This is a genomic window from Thiohalorhabdus denitrificans (assembly GCF_001399755.1).
In the GTDB taxonomy this organism is placed as follows: domain Bacteria; phylum Pseudomonadota; class Gammaproteobacteria; order Thiohalorhabdales; family Thiohalorhabdaceae; genus Thiohalorhabdus; species Thiohalorhabdus denitrificans.
The window spans coordinates 115,955-135,628 of the sequence record NZ_LJCP01000006.1; the positions used below are offsets into that span (position 1 = coordinate 115,955).

Sequence of the window (19,674 nt, forward strand, 5' to 3'; positions counted from 1 at the left end):
CCCCGGGCTAGAAGAGGTCGTCCATCATCTCCGAGGATCCGGAATCCCGGCGCTCGCCGCTTCCGCCCCCACGGTCGTTCTCCTCCTCCCCGGATCCGCCGTCGGAAGCCACGGAGGCGGGCCGGGGCGTGGTCTCAGTGGGCGCGTTGCCCTTCCGGAAGTACTCGAAGAGGGTCTCCTCGCTCCAGGGAGCGGCCAGCTTGCCGGTCTCCGCGTCGATGCGCACGTTCACCACCCCTTCGGGCTGCTCGAATTCCCGCACCTCGCGGCCCTTCAGGGTCTGGCGCATGAAGTCCACCCAGATGGGCGCCGCCGCCCGGGAGCCGGTCTCATGGCTGCCCAGGGTCTTGGGCTTGTCGAAGCCCACGTAGGCCCCACCCACCAGCTCGCTGGAGAAGCCCAGGAACCAGGCGTCCCGCTGGGCGTTGCTGGTGCCCGTCTTGCCGGCCAGGGGTAGCCCCAGGCGCTTGGCGCGCCATCCGGTGCCCCGCTCCACCACGCCGCGCAGCATGCTCACCATCTGGTAGTTCACCTGCGGGGAGAGGACCCGCTCGGGCCGGATGGAGGGGTGGAACCGCATCTCCGGGTTTTCGGTCTGGGCCTCGGGGTCCAGCTCCCCGGGGCTGCCGGCGCGATGGCACTGGATGCAGCCCGAGCGGGCGAGGTTCCGGGTGACCGGTTGCCCGTGGCGATCCTCGATCCGCTCGATGAGGATGGGGTCCACCTGCAGGCCGCCGTTGGCGAAAACCGCGTAGCCGCGCACCACGTCCATCGGCGCAACCGAGGCCGAGCCCAGGGACAGGGACAGGTTCCGCGGCAGGACGTCCCGGTCGAACCCGAACCGGGAGGCGAAGTCCAGGGCGTAATCGGTCCCGATGTTGCGCATCAGGCGGATGGTCACCAGGTTGCGGGAGTGCTCCAGGCCCTGGCGCAGGCGCGTGGGGCCGTAGAATTTCTGCGAGTAGTTCTCCGGCCGCCAGCGGGTCTCCAGGGCCTCGTCCTCGAAGACGATGGGCGCGTCGTTGATGAGGGTGGCCGGGGTCATGCCCTTGGACAGGCCCGCGGCGTACAGGAAGGGCTTGAAGGACGAGCCGGGCTGCCGGCGCGCCTGGGTGGCCCGATTGTAATGGGACCGCCATTCATCGAAGCCACCGATCATGGCTCGGATCTGCCCGGAAGGGGGATCCATGGCCACGAAGGCCCCTTGCACCTTGGGGACCTGGCTCAGGAACCACGGCCCGTTGGGGCGCTTCTCCAGGCGGATCACGTCGCCAGGGGACAGGACCTCCGCCGCCGTCTCCGGCTCCGGCCCGCGCTCGGTGGGCGATTTATAGGGCCGCGCCCAGCGGATGCCGTCCCAGGAAAGGGTGATCTCGCGGCCATCGGCCAGCAGGACGCGGGCGCTGCGGGGCGGGTCCTCTTCGGCGGCCGTATCCTCCTCCCCCTCCCCAGTACCGAGATACAGGACCACCCCGGTCTGTAGCGGGCCGATGGGCCGGAGCTTGGCCAGGCGCTCGAGCAGCGCCTGGCGGATCCCCACCCCCGCGCCGGGCCGGTCGAACGTGAACCCGGTCCCACCACCGCTCTCAGTGGTGGGACCGGGGAGCGCCGTATCCCGGACCAGCTCCTCAAGGTCCCAGTGGTCCTCGGGGCCCCGGTAGCCGTGGCGGTAGGTGTAGTCCAAGAGGCCCTTCTGAACGGCCTTGCGCGCCTGGTGTTGCATGTCCGGGTCCACCGTGGTGAAGACCCGGAACCCTTCCGTATAGGCCCGTTCCTTGCCGACACGCTCCACCATTCGCCGGCGCACCTCCTCTGCCACCTGGGGCATGGGGTTGGTTACCGGGCTATGGCTCCGGGCATGGACGGGAGTGGCCAGGGCCTTCTCCACGGCCTTCGGGCTGGCCTTGCCGGTATCCCGCAGGCGCCGTAGTACGTAGTCCCGGCGCTCGCGGGCCCGCTCCGGATTGTTGACGGGGTTGTAGCCGGAGGGGGCCTTGGGCAGCCCGCCGATCATGGCCCGTTCGGCCAGGGTCAGCTCGTGGACGGATTTCCCGTAGTAGTTCTGGGCGGCGGCCTCCACCCCGTAGGCCCCGTTGCCCAGGTAGATCTGGTTCAGGTAGAGGTGCAGGATCTCGGCCTTGGTGAGGCGCTCCTCGATGCGGAAGGCGAGCAGCATCTCCTTGAGCTTCCGCATGATCTTGCGTTCGCGGGTCAGCAGGAAAGTCCGGGCCACCTGCTGGGTGATGGTGGAGGCCCCCTGCACCGGCGCGCCCGCCTTGATGTCCGCGATCAGCGCACGAATGATCCCCGGCACGTCGATGCCGGGGTGGTCGAAGAAGCTGGAGTCCTCCGCCGCGAGGAAGGCGTCCTTGAGCTGTTCGGGGATGGCCTCGGGCGGCAGGGGCAGGCGCCGCTGGCTGCCGAACTCGCCGATGAGCTGCCCGTCCCGGGCGAAGACCCGCATGGGGGTCTGGGGCTCGTAGTTGGTCAGCTTGGTGATGGGCGGGAGCTGGGAGCTCAGCCAGAGATACCCCCCAAACCCGCTAACCGCCCCGATGAGGAGAAAAACCCCTGAAGCGATCAAGATTCGTCTGAGGAAAGTGGGCATTATGCGCCTGCGGGTTGATTGTTAATACAAATCGGACTTGTCTTGGACGCCCATGAGCGGTCCGGGTTCCAGGGGTGTGGGTTGTTTCCCTTAAGGGTCTTCCCTGATATAAAGGGCAGGTCCGAATAATACCAAAACGTGTTTTCCGGGAAAGCGGCCCGCCCATGGCCAAGCTGTACAACAAACCCCTGTTTGGGCTCGATCTCTCCACCACCGGCGTCAAGGCCGTGGATCTGGAGCGGCGGGGCCGTACCTACCGTCTGCGCGGATTCGCCACCGAGCCCCTGCCCTCCGGGGCCATCAGTGACCACGCGGTGGTGGACCCCGACGCGGTGTCCGCCGCTATCGGCCGGGCCCGCAAGGGCGTCAAGGCGCGCACCAAGTTCGTGGCCGCCAGCGTAGCGGGTGCCGCCGTGATCACCAAGAAGATTTCCATCCCCGCCGGGCTGGAGGAGTCCGAGCAGCAGTCCCAGGTGGAGCTGGAGGCCGACTACCACCTGCCGGCGGGCATCGAGTCCATGTACCTGGACTTCCAGGTGCTCGGCCCGGATCCCGCCGACGAGGCGAACCAGCTCGAGGTCCTGCTGGTGGCCTGCAAGCGGGACGTGGTGGACGGCCATCTGGAGGCCATCGAGAAGGCGGGCCTGAAGGCCTCCGTGATCGATGTGGACCCCTTCGCCGTGGAGAACGCCTTCGAGCTCGGCGCCCCCGAGGACTATCTGGAGCAGACGGTGGCCCTGCTGAACATCGGGGCACAGGTGACCAACATCAACGTGCTCCATCGCGGCCAGTCCATCTTCACGCGCGACCACTACTTCGGCGGCCAGCAGCTCGTGGAGTCCATCGCCGAGTCCTACGGCTGGCAGGAGGCCCAGGCCGAGCAGCGCTTGGCCCGCGGGGACCTGCCCGAGGACTACACCCAGCGCGTCCTGGACCCCTTCCTGCAGAACCTGGCCATGGAGATTGGCCGCAGTCTGGATTTCTATGCCTCCAACCAGCCCGAGCACCCGGTGGACCGGGTAGTGGTTTCCGGGGGCTGCGCCCTCCTGCCCGGGGTGGCCGAAAGCCTGGAGGCGCAGCTCGACGTCGGGGTGACCGTCGCCAACCCCTTCGCGGGGATGAAGGTGGGGGGGGGCCTCAAGCGTAACGGCCTGGAGCAGGTGGCGCCCCGGCTGATGGTGGCAACCGGCCTCGCCCTGCGGAGCTTCGACCCGTGATCCGCATCAACCTTCTCCCCTACCGCGAACAGCGCCGCAAGCTCCAGCTGATGCGGGACGGCTTGGGCGCCGGGATCTTTCTGGTGATCGTGCTGGGCCTTTTGGCGGCCACCTACTTCCACCTGCAGAAAGTGGAGAGCCAGCATAAGGCCCGGGTGGAGTACATGCAGGCGGCCCTGGCCGATATCCGGGACAAGCTGGACGAGGTGGACCAGCTGAAGGAGCAGCGCCGGGAGCTGATGAGTAAGCTGAAGCAAATCCGCAAGCTCCAGAAGGGTCGGGACCTGTCCGTGCGCCTGTTCGAGAACCTGGGTGGGGCGGTGCCCAAGGAGGTTTCCTTGAGCTCCGTTCAACAGACGGAAAAAGGCCTGCAGCTGGAAGGGACCGCGCGCACCAACAACGACATCTCCAGCTTCATGCGGCGCCTGGAGGCCTCCGCGTTGTTCACCGATCCCGACCTGGAGGTGATCACCGGCGGCAACCGGGACGGGGGATCCGTCAAAAGCTTCAAGATGGGGGTGAAGCTGGTGGAGCCCGGCGACGGCGAAACCGACGGGAAGAAGGGGTAAAGGGGGCACATGGACGTCCAGGACCTGAATCTCGATGCCGCCCTGAACGCCCCCGATTGGGTCAAGGCGGTGGCCCTGCTGGTGCTGACCGCCCTGATCGGGGGCTCCTTCTGGTGGTTCGTGTACCTCCCTCACCAGAAGGAAGTGGCGGAGATGGAGCAGCGGGTGCAGAGCCTCACCGCTCAGTACCAGAAAAAGAAGCGCCAGGTGGCCAACCTCCCGGTCCTGCGTGAGCAGTACGAGAAGCTGGAGAAGCGGATGGAGGGCGCCCTTGAGCAGCTTCCCGACCGCACGGAGGTGGCCGACCTGCTGGATGCGGTGAATGACGTGGGCAAGGCGGAGGGGCTGGACTTCAAGCTGTTCCGACCTGCGGACGAGGTCCCCAAGGGGTCCTACGCCGTCCTTCCCGTGGAGCTGGAGGTGCGCGGCACCTTTGACGCCATGGGGCGGTTCCTAGCGGCCACCGCCTCCCTCCCCCGGATCGTGAACGTCGGGGACATGCAGCTGAGCGGGGCCAAGGGGGGGGAGCTTACCCTGAAGGGCCGGGCCCGGACCTACCGGTTCCTGGGCGAGGACGAGCAGTCGAAGGGTAAGAAGAAGTGAGCGTGCGCAGCGCCCGAGCGGCTGTACTGGGGACGGCGATCCTTCTGACAGGCTGCGGCGGCCAGGAGGATCCGGTTGCGGATTTGCGAACGATGGTGGAGAAGCCTCCGCCGCCGCCGGACGAGGAGGAGGCGGCCAAGCCCCTCCCGGACCCCGTGGAGCCCACCGACGTGGCCTTCCAGGAGCCCAAGCGGTCGCCCTTCGAGCCGTTTCACCAGGAACGGGAGCCGCGAGAGCGACGGAGCCAGGGGCCTCAGCCGGATACCGACCGGCAACCGGGCCCGCTGGAGGATTTCGACCTGGGCACCCTGGAGATCGTGGGGACCATGAAGGTTCCCGGCGAGGGTTGGCAGGCCTATGTACGCGCCCCGGACGGCATCGTCCATACGGTGACGGTGGGCGATTACATGGGCAAGCAGTACGGAGAGGTGCGGGAGATCGGCCCGGATAGTCTGACGCTCCGGGAGCTGGTGTCGCGCGGCCAGGGCCGCTGGGAGCCGCGCAAGCGCACCGTGGAGATCGAGTCAAGAGGGGGATGACATAGTGGCTGGGCGGATTTCTTGGTTAACCGCCGCGTTTCTGGTGTTCCTGGCGCAGGCCCTGGTCTCCACGGCTGCCATGGCCGAGGTGCAGGTGAGCAAGGTGGAGCTGTTTGAGGAAGGGGAAGAGACCGGCCTGCTCCTCACCGGAGACGGTCCCCTTACCTACCGCCTCCTCTCCCAGGAGGAGCCTCCCCGGGTGCTGGTCCAGCTCCCGGACGCCGCCATCGAGGAATCGGCCCTTCCCGAAACCGCCTCCGAGGGGCTGGTGGAAGAGCTTACGCTCCACACCTCGGAGGGGCAGCCGCCGCGTCTGGAGCTTCGGCTAAGCCGGGTGGCGGAGGCCTCGGCCACCCGGGAAGGGGCCGCCTTGGCCATCACCTTGGCCCCCGCCAAGCGGACGAACCCGGCTTCCGCTGAGATGGAACGGGAGCCCGAACCGGAGCCCCAGCCGTTGCAAGCGCGTCCGGAGCCCGAAAAGGATGCGGGGCCGCTGACGCTTGAGGACTTCGATCTGAAGGAGGGGGCGCAAGGGGCCTCCCTGACCCTGAAGACCAGCCGGGAACCGCGGCAGTTTCAGTCCTTCCAGCTGGACGACCCCCGGCGGCTGGTGGTGGACCTCCAGGACGCCAAACTGGGCGTTTCGAAGAACCGTCATCCCCAGAACCACCCCCTTATCGAACGGGTACGTTTCGGCCAGGGCAGCGACCACGCCCGGACCGTCCTGGACCTGAAGGGCCAGGTGACCCACAACCTGGAGCCCGCCCCCGAGGGCTTGCGGGTGTCCCTGCGCCGGCCGAGCAGGAGCCAGGACGGCCGGGAGGTGACAGATGTGGACTTCACCGTGGGCCCCGAGCCGGATGTGGGCCGGGTGGAGCTGTCGCTGGACAGTACCGGGGCGGAGGCCCAGGTGCAGCTGGAGGAAGGCCGGGTGGTGATGGACCTGCCCAAGACCCGCCTGCCCGAGGAGCTGGAGAAGCGCCTGCAGGTCACCGATTTCGGTACCGTGGTGGAGAGTGTGGATCTCTACCAGCGAGAGGACGCCGTCCGGGTGGTCGCCTCCGGCAAGGGCCCCCTGGAGCCCACCACCTACCAGCTGGACGACAAGCTGGTGCTGAACGTCGGCAAGCGGGTGTCGCAGGAGGCCAAGAAGGGTCCGGAGGCCACTGGTGAGCCCTACCAGGGCGAGAAGCTCAGCCTCAACTTCCAGAACATCGAGGTGCGCCAGGCCCTCAACATCCTGGCCGACTTCGCCGACCTCAACATGGTGGCCAGCGATAGCGTGGGCGGCCAGCTCACCCTGCGGCTCAACGACGTGCCCTGGGACCAGGCCCTGGACATCATCCTCGATAGCCAGGGCCTGGGCATGGACCGCCGGGGCAACGTGATCCGCGTGGCCCCGCAGGCGGAGCTCCAGCAGCAGGCCCAGCAGGAGCTGGAGGCCGAGCAGAAGCGCCGGGAGCTGGTGCCGCTACGGACCGAGATCCTCCAGATCAACTACGCCAAGGCCTCCGAGGTGAAGGCCCTCCTGGAAAGCCAGGGCGAGGGCGAGGGCGGCATGCTCTCCCGGCGCGGCAGCATCAGCGTGGACGAGCGCACCAACAGCCTCCTGGTGCGGGAAACCCCGGAGCAGCTGCGGGCCGTGCGGCAGATGGTGGAGAAGCTGGACCGACCCACCCGCCAGGTGATGATCGAGGCGCGCATCGTGAAGGTGAACACCTCCTTCGAGCGGCAGATGGGGGTGCGCTGGGGCGGCTTCCACACCGACACCACGGGCTTCGAGTTCCCCAATCGTCTGGACTTCTCCGGCTCCCTGAGCGGGGCCCAGAACGCCGAGCCGGACCTGGCCGTGGATCTCCCCGCCGCCGGCGTGGGCGGCGGCGCCGCCGGCAGCCTGGGGATGCGCCTGGGCCACATCGCCAACAACACCACCCTCGACCTGGAGCTGTCGGCCATCGAGGCGGAGGGCAACGGCAAGATCATCTCCAGCCCCCGGGTGGTGACCTCCAACCAGCAGGAGGCCACCATCAAGCAGGGCACGGAGATCCCCTACCAGGAGGCCACCTCCTCCGGAGCCACCAACATCAGCTTCCAGGAGGCGGTGCTGAGTCTGGGGGTCACGCCGCAGATCACCCCCGACGGCAGCCTCATTCTGGACGTGGAGGCCAGCAACGATAGCGTGGCCCAGAACACCGCCGCCGGCCCCGCCATCGACACCGAGGAGGTGGAGACCCAGGTGCTAGTGGACGACGGCGAGACCCTGGTGATCGGCGGCATCTACGCCAAGGCGGAGCGGGAGGACGAGACCGGAGTGCCCTTCCTGCGGAAGATCCCGCTGATCGGGGCCCTGTTCCGCAGCCGCACCACCACAACCCAGAAGGACGAGCTGCTCATCTTCCTGACCCCGCGCATCGTCGAGGACAAGGCCACCGGGGGACGGCAGGTGAAACAGGACCAGAGCTGAGCCCGGGCGGATGGGTTCAGGAACCATTGAAAAAAGGGGGAATTATGGGATTACGGGGACCACCAGGAACGTTGAAAGGGGTACAACATGCGCTTACGGGGAGGCGCCAGGCTCGCTATGGCCGGGGCGGTAGTTAGCGTTGTTTTAGGGGCTGGTCTTACGGGCTGCGGGGATGCGGATGAGAGCTCCGGGGATCCCGCCTACATTGTAATGTCGGGCGGGACCCATGTAGTGAAGGAAGGCTCGGAGGGAAACCTCCGTTATAAGGATCCATGGACGGTTCTGGTCACCTCAACGGATGGGCAGCCTGTGGAAGGGGCAGTGATAAACCTGCGAGTGGTGACAACAAGCTATACGAAGGGGGTGAGAGAGTGGGACACAGAAAAAGAATTCTGGAAGATTGAGCCAACCGCTGGCCCCTGTGCGAACGAGGACCGGAACCTTAACGGAACGCTGGATTCCGGGGAGGACGCAAACGGCAACGGGGTGCTCGATCCTCGCAATGTGGCCACATTCTCGGGCAATGTGGAGACAACGGAGGAGAGCAACGATTCGGTGACGGTGGGCCGAATCACCACCGATGAGCGAGGCTATGCGGACTTCTTCGTGGTGTACGGCACCGAATTCGGCCATTGGGCCACGGTCAGCCTAACCGCAGAAACACAGACCACCGGTACCGAGGGATCGCAGAGCCGGGCCTTTGGGCTCCCGGTGGCGCAGGAGGATGTGGAAAAACAGGACGAACCTCCGGTAGGGGAAATCAGTCCCTTTGGGGATGGGGCCAGTTGCTGAAGGTTTTCAATGCATGAATGTGGGCCGGACAAGCCTTTCTTGGTGGGCCCCATGGGCTCGGGCAAGTCCACCGTGGGCCGGGCTCTGGCCCACCGCCTGGGGGTCGAGCTGGTGGACCTGGACGCCGTCATCGCGGAACGGGCCGGCTGCGCCATCCCGGAGATCTTCGCCGCCGAGGGCGAGGCGGGCTTCCGCGACCGCGAGCAGGCGGCGCTGGAGGAGGTGGTTGCCCGCCCCGGGCCCCTGGTGGTGGCCACCGGCGGCGGGGTGGTGCTGCGGGAGGCCAATCGCCGGACCATGGCGGCGAACGGCACCGTGGTCTATCTGCGCGCCGACGTGGAGACTCTGCTGGAGCGAACGGCCGGGGACGCCAACCGTCCCCTGCTGCAGGTGGACGACCCCCGGGCGAAGCTGGAGGCCCTGCAGGCCGAGCGCGAGCCCCTCTACCGCCAGGCCCACCTGATTGTGGACACCCCCGGCCGCACCGCCCAGGAGGTGGCCGAGGAAATCCTCGCCCGCCTGGATTCCGCCGATCCGGGCGCGGTAGACTAGCCCTCAAGCGGCCCGCATCTAGAGCCCGGCTCGGCTTCCGCCATAGGCGCACCCGCTGGGCCCGCCTCCTGCGGTACCAACCACGACCCTATCCCCACCCCAAGCTCCAGAGCCCATGAAGACCCTCACCGTCGACCTCGGCGAGCGCAGCTACCCCATTCACATCGGCCCCGAGCTCCTCGGCGCGGGCGAGCTGATCGCGGCGGCCCTGCCGACCCCACGGGCGGTGATCGTCACCAACGAGACGGTGGGGCCCCTGTACGCGCAGCGGCTGGCCGAGGGGCTGGAGGCCGCCGGGATCAAGGTGGTGGCCCGGACGGACCTGCCCGACGGGGAGCAGCACAAGAGCCTGGCGACCCTGGAGACCGTGTACGACCGGCTCCTGGAGAGCCGAGCCGATCGGCAGACGGCTGTTATCGCCCTGGGCGGCGGCGTGGTGGGGGACCTGGCCGGCTTCGCCGCGGCCACCTACCAGCGCGGGGTGCCCTTCGTCCAGGTACCCACCACCCTGCTGGCCCAGGTGGACGCAGCCGTCGGCGGCAAGACGGCGGTGAACCACCCCCGGGGCAAGAACATGATCGGCGCCTTCTACCAGCCGCGGGTGGTGGTGGCCGACATGGATACCTTGGCCACCCTGCCCGACCGGGAGCTGCGCGCCGGGTTTGCCGAGGTGGTCAAATATGGCCTGATCCGGGACCCGGCGTTCTTCGCCTACCTGGAGGAGCAGGCCCCGGCCATTCTGGGGCGGGACCCGGGGGCCCTGACCGAGGCCGTCTACCGCTCGTGCCGCAACAAGGCGGAGGTGGTGGCCGCCGACGAGCGGGAGGCCGGCCAGCGGGCCCTGCTCAACCTGGGGCACACCTTTGCCCACGCCATCGAAACGGGGACGGGTTACACCGATTGGCTCCACGGCGAGGCGGTGGCGGCGGGCATGGTGATGGCCGCCGAGACCTCCCGGCGCCTGGGCTTTCTCTCCGAGAACGCCGTGACCCGCACCCGGGCCCTGCTGGAACGGTCCGGGCTGCCGGTGGCGGGCCCCGCCGGCCTGTCCACCGACCGCTACCTGGAGATCATGGGAGTGGACAAGAAGGCCGCCGGGGGAAGGGTGCGCTATGTCCTCCTCGAGGATATCGGGCGGGCCTTTGTCACCGCGGAGGTTCCCGAGGCCACCGTGCGCGAGGCCATCGAAGCCTGCCGCTGACCCTCCGCCTCTGCCCGCCCCGCTTTGACTCCCGTCAACGCACCCCGGTTGGGCAATGGTAGCCTGGGACTGCGGGTAGTGGAGGAGCGTTGACACCCCAGCCCCGCCAACCGTAGGTTGAATCGCAAATGATCCAGGACTTCTTTCATGGCGTCGGCAATGGACTCCTGCTGCTGATCGGCATCGCCTTGACGGCGCTGTTCATCCTCTGGGTGACCCTGCCGTTTCTGGTGCTTCAGCTGGTGCGCTCCAACCGCGCCTTGACCGAGGAGGTTCGCCGCCTGCGCCTCCTGCAGGAGAACGACGAGGAGGAGGCGGAAGACGGCCCCCAGAGCCACCAATAAGGAGGGTCTAATGGCGACCGAGGTGGACTACCTGGACGAGGAGCTGGCCCGGCAGAACGGGCACTTCCAGAACCTGCTGGAACGCCACCGCAGCCTCGATGACCGGATCGACGAGCTCGAGGACGGGCGCGGGCACGTGGACGACCTGGAGCTGAGCCGACTCAAGCGCGAGCGGCTGTACGTGAAGCAGCAGCTGGAGTTCATGCGAAGTAGGCTGCGGGCACAGGCCCAATAGGGACACGGATCCAGAGGAAAAAGGGCGCATTACGCGCCCTTTTTTTGTACACTCGGGGGCCTTGCGGGAACCTCCCGACCGACCCGACCACCATGTTTCCGGCAGGGGTGAGCCATGCTGGCGCGCGACGTTATGAGCACCGATTTCTTCATCCTGACTCCGGACGCACTCGTCCACCAGGCGCTGGAGCCGGTCTGGGAGAACCGCCGGCGGGAGCTGCCGGTGGTGGAGGAGGGGCGCTTTCTCGGGGTGCTGACCATGCGCGAGCTGATCCGTCAGGCGCTGCCCTCCTACATCCGCAACGACCGGCATTTCGCCAATCTCACCTTTGCCCCGGACCTCCACCAGGTCACCGACCGTCTCCAGGAGTTGGGCCAACGGACGGTGCGCGAGGTCATGAGCCGGGAGGTGCGCAAGGTGGGCCCCGACACGGCCCTCCTCGCCGTGGCTACGGCCCTCATCCGGGACGAGGACAAGGAGGCCCGCAATGTCTGGGTGGTGGACGACGGCCACAAGCTGGTGGGGCAAATCTCCGAATGGGAGGTGATGCGCCACATCTTCGGGAGGCTGGATTTCAGCAGCTAGCAAGGACCGCCCGCCAGGGCGCCCACCAGGAACCACAGAGCTAGGGAATCACGGGCAATGCAAACCAGCCACGGGGGAAGCCACGACAGCACCTCACAGGTCCTTCTCGGCCTGGATCCTTTCTGGATGGCCACCGCCGTCTTCGTGCTGAGCTACGTGGTCATCATGACCGAGCGCATCAACCGGGCGGTGGTGGCCCTCATCGGCGCCGGCCTCCTGATCGTCCTCGGCATCCTGCCCCAGAGCACGGCGGTCGCCGGCATCGACTTCAACACCATCGGCCTGCTCACGGGCATGATGGTGATCGTGGCCATCAGCCGGCAGAGCGGCGTGTTCCAGTACCTGGCCATCAAGTCGGCGAAATGGGCCCGGGGCCGACCGTGGGGCATCCTGGTGATGCTTTCCATTGTCACGGCGGTCCTGTCTGCGCTGCTCGACAACGTCACCACCGTGCTCCTGATCGTGCCGGTGGCGCTGCTCATCTGCGACGAGCTGGAGATCAACCCCTACCCCATTTTGCTGGCCCTGATCATGGCCTCCAACGTGGGCGGCACCGCCACCCTCATCGGCGACCCGCCCAACATCATGATCGGCACCCAGACCGACCTGACCTTCAACGACTTCCTGTTCAATCTGGCTCCCATCGTGCCGCTGATCTTCGCAGTCACCCTGGTTCCCCTGTACCTCATCTACGGGCGCTACATGGGGGCCAGCGAGGAGGGCATGCAGCGGGTCATGGCCTTCCGCGAGCGGGACGCCATCACCGACCCGGGCCTGCTCAAGCGCTCCCTGCTGGTGGTGGGGCTCGTGGTGGTCGGCTTCATGATGCACCACAGCCTGGGCCTGCAGCCGGCCACGGTAGCCATGTTCGGCGCGGCCCTGCTCCTGCTCCTCTACACCGTGGGCCTGGCCCCCGACGAGGCCAGCGAGCGCGTGCACAACATCTTCGCCGAGGTGGAGTGGGTCACCATTTTCTTCTTCGTGGGCCTGTTCATGCTGGTGGCCGGCATCGAGCACGTGGGCCTGTTGGAGCTGATGGCGGACAAGGTGCTGGCCGCCACCGGCGGGGACTTCATGGCCACCAGCTTCGCCATCATGTGGGTATCGGCCGTCGCCTCGGCGATCGTCGACAACATCCCCTTCGTGGCCACCCTGATCCCCATGATCAAGTCCATGCTGCCCGCCTTCCAGGAGGCGGGCCTGCAGGGCGCGCCGGAGAGCGCCATCTGGTGGTCCCTGGCCCTGGGAGCCTGCCTGGGCGGCAACGGCTCCCTGATCGGGGCCTCGGCGAACCTCATCACCGCGGGCTTCGCGGAGCGGGCGGGCCACCCCATCCGCTTCCTGCCCTTCCTGGCCGTCGCCTTCCCCCTGATGCTCCTGCAGGTGGCGATCGCCAGCTTCTACGTCTGGTACCGTTACTTCTAGATCCCGGCGCCGCCCGCGGGCCGGCGCCCCTTTCCCGTCCAGGATGCAGCGAATGACGCGCCCCGAGAACGACACCTTCCTGCGCGCCTGCCGGCGCGAGCCCACCCCCTACACCCCGGTCTGGCTCATGCGCCAGGCGGGGCGCTACCTGCCCGAGTACCGCCGGGTGCGCGAGCAGGCCGGGGACTTCATGAGCCTGTGCCGCAGCCCGGAGCTGGCCACCGAGGTGACCCTGCAGCCCGTGGACCGACTGGGGGTGGACGCTGCCATCCTGTTCTCGGACATCCTCACCATCCCGGCCGCCATGGACCGGGGCCTGCGCTTCGCCCCCGGCGAGGGCCCGGTGATCGACTACCCCGTGCGCAGCGCGGCCGATGTGGATGCCCTGCCCATCCCCGACCCCGGCGAGGAGCTGCGCTACGTCCCGGACGCGGTGGCCGCCATTCGCAAGGCCCTGAACAACCGGGTGCCGCTCATCGGCTTCGCCGGCTCGCCGTGGACCCTGGCCACCTACATGGTGGAGGGCGGCTCCTCCAAGACCTACGGCACCATCAAGCGGCTCGCCTACGACGAGCCCGCCGTGCTGCACCGCCTGCTCGACAAGCTGGCGGTGGCGGTCACCGACTACCTGAACGCCCAGATCGAGGCCGGGGCCCAGGCGGTGCAGATCTTCGACACCTGGGGCGGCGTGCTCACCCCGCCCGCTTACCGGGAATTCAGCCTCACCTACATGCAGCGGATCGTGAACGGCTTGAGGGCGGTCAACGACGGGGAGCGGGTGCCCGTGATCCTCTTCACCAAGGGGGGTGGGCCCTGGCTGGGGGACATGGCCGCCACGGGCGCCGACGTTCTCGGCCTGGACTGGCAGACCGACCCCGCCGACGCCCGCCGCCGGGTGGGCGGCCGGGTGGCCCTGCAGGGCAACCTGGACCCCACCGTGCTCTACGCCCGCCCGGAGCGCATCGAGCGCGAGGTGGCCCGCACCCTGGACGCTTTCGGTCCCCAACCGGGGCACGTGTTCAACCTGGGCCACGGCGTGAACCCCGACGTGCCTCCGGAGCACGCCGAGGCCTTCGTGGCGGCGGTCCACCAGCTCAGCCGGCGGGACTAGGCGGGCCGCCCCGCCGAACCGGCGGGGAACGTCCCGCCCTCCGCCCGGGTCCATACAAGCGGGCCCCGCACAGCGCAGCGCAGGAGACACGGCCATGGCCGACCAGCAGGTGGAATTCGCCCTCGACCTGATCCGGAAGTACGACAAGAGCGGCCCCCGCTACACCTCCTACCCCACCGCGCCGCAGTTCCACGAGGATTTCGGCCCTGAGGCCTACGAGGAGGTGGCCCGGGCCACCAACGCGGAGGCCCCCAAGCGGCCGCTGTCGCTGTACTTTCACATCCCCTTCTGCGACACGCTGTGCTTCTACTGCGCCTGCAACAAGATCGCCACCAAGGACCGCTCCAAGGCGGTGACCTACCTGGACTATCTGTTCAAGGAGATCGAGCTGCAGGGGGCGCTGTTCGACGGCGACCGACCGGTGGATCAGCTGCACTGGGGCGGGGGCACCCCCACCTTCCTGAATCCCGACCAGATGCGGGCCCTCATGGCCAAGACCGCCGAGCACTTCCGCCTGCGCGACGACGACAGCGGCGAGTACGGCATCGAGGTGGATCCGCGCGCGGCGGACTCGGCCACCATCGCCGCCCTGCGCGAGGTGGGCTTCAACCGCCTGTCGGTGGGGGTGCAGGACTTCGATCCCAAGGTGCAGGAGGCGGTGAACCGCATCCAGCCGGCGGAGCAGACCTTCGCCGTCATCGACGCCGCCCGCCGCGAGGGCTTCCACTCCCTGTCCCTGGACCTCATGTACGGCCTGCCCTTCCAGTCGCGGAAGACCTTCGCCCACACCCTGGAGCGGGTCCTGGAGGCCCGCCCGGACCGGCTGGCGGTGTTCAACTACGCCCACCTGCCGGACCTGTTCCCGCCCCAGCGCCGCATCCGCGACGAGGACCTGCCTGCGCCGGAGGAGAAGCTCGAAATCCTCCAGTACACCATCGAGCGCCTCACCGCGGCCGGCTACGTCTACATCGGCATGGACCACTTCGCCCTGCCCGACGACGAGCTGACCCGGGCCCAGCAGCAGGGCCAGCTGCACCGCAATTTTCAGGGCTACTCCACCCACGCCGATTGCGACCTGGTGGCCATGGGCGTCACCGCCATCGGCAGCGTGGGCGCCACCTACAGCCAGAACGTGCGCACGCTGGAGCCCTACTACGCGGCCCTGGAGGCCGGCGAGCTGCCGGTGTTCCGCGGCTACGAGCTGACCGGCGAGGACCGCCTGCGCCGCGCCGTGATCACCCGCCTCATGTGCGACTTCGCCCTGGACTTCGACCGGGTGGAGGCGGACTGGGGGGTGGACTTCCGGGAGCACTTCGCCGCCGAGCTGGCGGACCTAGCGGAGATGGCCGCGGATGGGCTCATTGAGCTGATGGAGCGGGGTCTGACGGTGACGCCGCGGGGCCGGCTGCTCATCCGCAACATCGCCATGGTCTTCGACGCCTATCTGCGGGCCAAGGAAGGCGCCCAGCGCTACTCCAAGGTCATCTGAGCGGTAGCGTGGCTCCGCCCTCCCCCGGCTCCGTTGGTCGGACCGGGGGTTTGCTTTACCCTTGCCTTCCCCTTTCCAGCCGAGCGGTAGCGCGCCTATGGACCTCCCCCTGCAGGCCTTCGTCTTCGACTTCGACGGCGTGATCGTGGACAGTGAGCCGGCTCACTACCGGGCCTTCCAGGCGGTGCTGGAGCCCCTCGGACAGGGCTACGGCTGGGACGAGTACCTGGCGCACTACATCGGCTTCGACGACCGCGACGGGTTCCGGGAGGCCTTTCGCCGGGGCGAACGGGAGCTCGCCGAGGCGGATCTGGAAGGCCTGATCGAGGCGAAGAGCGCGGCCTTCGACCGCGAGCTAGCCGCCGGCCTGGAGCCCATCCCGGGGGCGGTGGAGTGCGTGCGGCGTCTGGGGGAGCTCCTGCCCCTGGCGGTATGCAGCGGGGCGCTGCGCCAAGAGATCGAGCCCACCCTGGCGGCCCTGGGCATCGCCGAGGAATTCCGGGTGGTGGTTTCCGCCGAGGACGTGGCCCACAGCAAGCCGGACCCGGCCAGCTACCGTCTGGCCGTGGAGCGCCTGGGCGAGAGCCTGGGAAAGCCCCTGGAGCCGGCCGCCTGCGCGGCCATCGAGGATACCCCCACGGGGGCGGCCAGCGCCCGGGGCGCTGGCCTGTGGGTGGTGGGCCTGGACCGCGGGGGAGACGCGGGGCTGGAGCAGGCCCACCGCGTGGTGCGGGAACCGGCCGAGGTGGACGCCGACCTGCTCGCCGCCCTCGGCCGGGGGGAGCAGGCCTAGCCTTCTCCCTTCCCGTGCTCGCGGGGGACCACCACCAGGTGGATGGCCTCCAGCTGGCGCTCGGGCCCCTGCTCGTCGGCCACCTCGAAGGAGCGGTGCTCCACCTCCTGGTAGATGGCCGCCACCTGATCCCCCTCGCGGATTTCCCCCAGCTCGACCGGGCTTCCGTCGGGCCAGCGGATGTCCGTCTTGTTCGTTACGTAGAGGTGGGTGCCGCCCATGCCCAGGATGCCGCCGATGGTCAGCTCGTGGGTCAGCGGCCGAATTTCGTGGACCGCCGCCGAACAGGCCCCCACCTTGCCGGTGGCCCGGGCCCAGCCGGCGTCCTCATCGGGCACCATATCCCGTCGTACCCCCGCGTTCGGGTCGCGGTTCACCTCGAAACCGGTACCCCAATGCTCGTTGATCGCCATGCCAGTCCTCCGTATATGGTCGGAATCGAGCGAGCTCCGTATGCCGTTCATGAATTAGACACCGGCTTCGGGGGGAAGCTCCGGGCAGTGCCCCCGTCCGGCCGGGGGTAGTACAATCGCCCTGCAGTCTGGACCCGGGTCAGCGGAGGGAGCCCATTGAGCGAACGAGTGGACGTGGCGGTGGTGGGCGGCGGCATGGCCGGCGCGACGCTGGCCTGGGCCCTGCGCCAGCGCGGTTTGGAGGCGGCCCTGGTGGAGCCGGGCGAGCCGCCCGAGCCCGGGCCGGAGCCGGCGCCCCTGCGGGCGAGTGCCATCAACGCCGGCTCCCGGGCCATCCTGGAGGAGTGGGGCCTGTGGGCGGACATCGCGGACCAGGGCGGCGCCCCCATCGAGCGGATCGAGGTCACCGACGGCGACCGGGGCGGCCGAACCGTCCTCGACCGGCACGAGGCCGGGGTGGAGGCCCTGGGCCACGTGGTGCCCAACCGGGCGGTGGTGGCCGCCGCTTGGCGGCACCTGCGGGAGGACGGGGGCGTCCGTTTGCTTCAGCCGGCAACGGTGCACGGCCTGGAGCGGGACGCCTCCGGGGCGCGGCTGCTGGTGGAGCGCGGTAACGGGACCGAAACCCTGGAGGCCCGCCTGGTGGTGGGGGCCGACGGCGAGCACTCCCGCGTCCGCCGGGCCGCCGGCATCGGCACCCGCGGTTGGCACCACAACCGCCACGCCCTGGTGGCCGTGGTGGACTGCGCGCGGGACCTGGACGGCTGGGCCTTCGAGCGCTTCCTGCCGGAGGGCCCGTTGGCCTTCCTGCCCCTGGGGGGGCGGCGGGCCTCCATCGTCTGGACCCTGACCCCCTCGGCGGCGGCCGAGGTCGCCGCCCTCGACGATGCCGCCTTCCTGGCCCGCCTGCGTGCACGCTTCGGGCCCGCCCTCGGTGCCCTGGAGGGGGTGGGCGAGCGGGCCCTGTTCCCCCTGGAGCTGCGCCTCGCCGAGCGGTTCACCGCCGATCGGGCCGCCCTGGTGGCCAACGCCGCCCACCTGGTGCACCCGGTGGCGGGCCAGGGCTTCAACCTTGGCCTGCGCGACCTGGCGGCCCTCGCCGAGGAGCTGGGCAACGCCCGCGCCCGGGGCTGGGACCCCGGCAGCCCCGCCGTCCTGCAGCGCTACGAGCGCCGGCGCCGAGGCGACACGGCGCGGGTGGTGGCCTTCACCGAGGGCCTCAACCGCCTGTTCGCCAACGAGGCCCCGCCCCTGGCCCTGGGCCGGCAGCTGGGGCTGCGCCTCCTGGACCGGGTGGGTCCCTTGAAGCGGCTGCTGATGGACCAGGCCCTCGGCCGCAGCCCGGCCCTCCCCGCCCGCCTTCCCGTTCCCCCCTTCATCGAGGAGGCCCGGCCATGAGCGGCAATCCTTCCGGCGGCGACCCCCGTCCCTACGACCTGATCGTCATCGGTGGCGGCATGGTGGGCGCGGCGGTGGCCGCCGCCCTGGCCCCCACCCCCCTGCGGGTGGCGGTGGTGGAGGCCCGCCCGCCGGAGGGCCAACCGGCCCGTGACGGCCGCCGGGTGAGCGCCCTCACGGCCGGCTCCGTGCGCATCCTGCGCGCCCTGGGGGTCTGGGAGCAGGTGCGCGGCGGGGACACCGAGTCCATCCAGGGCATGGTGGTGTGGGACGGCGACCACGCCGGCACCATCGCCTTCAGCGCCGAGGAGGTCGGCCTGGAGTCGCTGGGGGCCATGGCCCCCAACGCCGCCATCGCCGGCGCCCTGCAGACGGCCACCGCCGAGGCGGAGAAGGTGGATTGGTACTGCCCCGCGGAGTGGACGGCCCTGGAGCGCGGCGGGGACCGGGCGGTGCTCACCCTGACCGTGGACGGGGAGCCCCGCTGCCTCAGTGCCCCCCTGGTGGTGGGCGCCGACGGCCGGGACAGCGCCCTGCGGGCCGAGGCGGGCATCCCCACGGTGGGGTGGAGCTACGGGCAGAGCGCGGTGGTGGCCGAGATCCATCCGGAGCGCCCCCACCGCGGCCGGGCCTTCCAGCGCTTCCTGCGCGGCGGGCCGGTGGCCCTCCTGCCCCTGTCCGAGGGGCGCAGCTCCCTGGTGTGGTCCGTGCCGCGGGCGCGGGCGGAGGGGCTGCTGGACCTGGACGATGACGCCTTCGCGGACCGCCTGCAGCGGGCCTTCGGGCCGGAGCTGGGCCGCCTGACGGTGGGCGGTCCGCGCGGCGCCTTCCCGCTGCGCCTGGAGCACGCCAAGCGCTACGTGGACCGGCGCGTGGCCCTGGTGGGCGACGCCGCCCACGCCGTCCATCCCCTCGCCGGGCTGGGCCTCAACCTGGGCCTGCGCGACGCCGCCCAGCTCGCCGAGGTCCTCGCGGAGGCCCACCTGGCCGGCGAGGACCTGGGGGGCGAGGCGGTGCTGGGGCGCTACCAGCGGGCGCGCCGCCCGGACAACTGGCTGGTCTCCGCCTACACCGACGGCTTCCACCGGCTGTTCGCCAACGACAGCCGGGTCCTCGGCGACCTGCGCAGCCTGGGCCTGGGTCTGGTGGACCGCTCCGGGCCGCTGAAGAAGCTGCTCATGCGCCAGGGCATGGGCGTGCTCGGTGCGCCGAACCGGCTGGCCCGGGGCAAGCCGCTCGGGGCGGGGTAACGGAAAAGACAAAGCCAAGAAGCCAAGACGGCGAACCGCCAAGGACGCCAGGAACGCCAAGAAAGAAACAGAACAGGAGAATACCT

General features: G+C 69.3%; 19 protein-coding genes. 17 read left to right on the forward strand and 2 right to left on the reverse strand.

Going from position 1 to position 19,674, the window contains the following annotated elements:
* Positions 1-7: 7 nt before the first annotated feature.
* Positions 8-2,584: a penicillin-binding protein 1A gene (locus tag AN478_RS01990; RefSeq protein ID WP_054964948.1), complete on the reverse strand. Its 2,577-nt coding sequence runs from the start codon at positions 2,582-2,584 to the stop codon at positions 8-10.
* Positions 2,585-2,772: 188 nt separating this feature from the next.
* On the opposite strand from AN478_RS01990, the gene pilM reads away from it, so the two are divergent.
* From pilM to AN478_RS02065, 15 genes are all read left to right on the forward strand, one after another.
* Complete coding sequence (gene pilM / locus AN478_RS01995; RefSeq protein WP_054964949.1) at positions 2,773-3,825, forward strand: type IV pilus assembly protein PilM; 1,053 nt, start codon at positions 2,773-2,775, stop codon at positions 3,823-3,825.
* Complete coding sequence (locus tag AN478_RS02000) at positions 3,822-4,394, forward strand: PilN domain-containing protein (protein WP_054964950.1); 573 nt, start codon at positions 3,822-3,824, stop codon at positions 4,392-4,394. The genes pilM and AN478_RS02000 overlap by 4 nt, the downstream gene beginning before the upstream one ends.
* 9 nt (positions 4,395-4,403) lie before the next feature.
* A complete protein-coding gene (gene pilO, locus AN478_RS02005; RefSeq protein WP_054964951.1) occupies positions 4,404-4,997 on the forward strand; it encodes a type IV pilus inner membrane component PilO in 594 nt (197 codons plus the stop codon).
* Between the two features lie 92 nt (positions 4,998-5,089).
* Positions 5,090-5,536 (forward strand): pilus assembly protein PilP, encoded by a 447-nt coding sequence (locus AN478_RS02010; RefSeq protein WP_054964952.1) that lies wholly within the window; start codon positions 5,090-5,092, stop codon positions 5,534-5,536.
* Between the two features lie 4 nt (positions 5,537-5,540).
* A complete protein-coding gene (pilQ, locus tag AN478_RS02015) occupies positions 5,541-8,000 on the forward strand; it encodes a type IV pilus secretin PilQ (RefSeq protein WP_176758753.1) in 2,460 nt (819 codons plus the stop codon).
* A gap of 321 nt (positions 8,001-8,321) precedes the next feature.
* On the forward strand, positions 8,322-8,792 hold the full coding sequence (locus AN478_RS13840; RefSeq protein ID WP_176758754.1) for a hypothetical protein: 471 nt from the start codon (positions 8,322-8,324) through the stop codon (positions 8,790-8,792).
* 9 nt (positions 8,793-8,801) lie between these two features.
* Positions 8,802-9,344, forward strand: coding sequence for a shikimate kinase (locus tag AN478_RS02025; RefSeq protein WP_054964955.1), 543 nt, complete (start codon positions 8,802-8,804; stop codon positions 9,342-9,344).
* Positions 9,345-9,459: 115 nt separating this feature from the next.
* Complete coding sequence (gene aroB, locus AN478_RS02030; RefSeq protein ID WP_054964956.1) at positions 9,460-10,545, forward strand: 3-dehydroquinate synthase; 1,086 nt, start codon at positions 9,460-9,462, stop codon at positions 10,543-10,545.
* Positions 10,546-10,673: 128 nt separating this feature from the next.
* Entirely contained in the window at positions 10,674-10,889 is a 216-nt protein-coding gene (locus AN478_RS02035) for a hypothetical protein (RefSeq protein ID WP_054964957.1), read from the forward strand.
* 10 nt (positions 10,890-10,899) lie between these two features.
* Entirely contained in the window at positions 10,900-11,124 is a 225-nt protein-coding gene (locus tag AN478_RS02040) for a YdcH family protein (RefSeq protein WP_054964958.1), read from the forward strand.
* A 114-nt stretch (positions 11,125-11,238) separates the two neighbouring features.
* Positions 11,239-11,709 (forward strand): CBS domain-containing protein, encoded by a 471-nt coding sequence (locus AN478_RS02045; protein WP_054964959.1) that lies wholly within the window; start codon positions 11,239-11,241, stop codon positions 11,707-11,709.
* 57 nt (positions 11,710-11,766) lie between these two features.
* Positions 11,767-13,134, forward strand: a complete 1,368-nt coding sequence (locus tag AN478_RS02050; protein WP_054964960.1) for an ArsB/NhaD family transporter — start codon at positions 11,767-11,769, stop codon at positions 13,132-13,134.
* Positions 13,135-13,186: 52 nt separating this feature from the next.
* Entirely contained in the window at positions 13,187-14,245 is a 1,059-nt protein-coding gene (gene hemE / locus AN478_RS02055; protein ID WP_054964961.1) for a uroporphyrinogen decarboxylase, read from the forward strand.
* Positions 14,246-14,339: 94 nt separating this feature from the next.
* On the forward strand, positions 14,340-15,734 hold the full coding sequence (hemN, locus tag AN478_RS02060) for an oxygen-independent coproporphyrinogen III oxidase (RefSeq protein WP_054964962.1): 1,395 nt from the start codon (positions 14,340-14,342) through the stop codon (positions 15,732-15,734).
* A gap of 97 nt (positions 15,735-15,831) precedes the next feature.
* Positions 15,832-16,527, forward strand: a complete 696-nt coding sequence (locus AN478_RS02065; RefSeq protein ID WP_054964963.1) for an HAD family hydrolase — start codon at positions 15,832-15,834, stop codon at positions 16,525-16,527.
* Here the strand turns inward: AN478_RS02065 and AN478_RS02070 are convergent.
* Positions 16,524-16,940 carry a hypothetical protein gene (locus tag AN478_RS02070; RefSeq protein WP_054964964.1) on the reverse strand — a complete coding sequence of 139 codons (417 nt, stop codon included), beginning with the start codon at positions 16,938-16,940 and terminating at the stop codon, positions 16,524-16,526. The two genes, AN478_RS02065 and AN478_RS02070, sit on opposite strands and share 4 nt — an antisense overlap.
* A 156-nt stretch (positions 16,941-17,096) precedes the next feature.
* Here AN478_RS02070 and AN478_RS02075 point away from each other — a divergent pair, with 156 nt between their 5' ends.
* On the forward strand, positions 17,097-18,338 hold the full coding sequence (locus AN478_RS02075) for a UbiH/UbiF/VisC/COQ6 family ubiquinone biosynthesis hydroxylase (protein WP_074471347.1): 1,242 nt from the start codon (positions 17,097-17,099) through the stop codon (positions 18,336-18,338).
* Positions 18,335-19,588, forward strand: coding sequence for a UbiH/UbiF/VisC/COQ6 family ubiquinone biosynthesis hydroxylase (locus AN478_RS02080; RefSeq protein WP_054964966.1), 1,254 nt, complete (start codon positions 18,335-18,337; stop codon positions 19,586-19,588). Before AN478_RS02075 ends, AN478_RS02080 begins: the two co-directional genes overlap by 4 nt.
* The last annotated feature ends 86 nt before the right edge of the window (positions 19,589-19,674 follow it).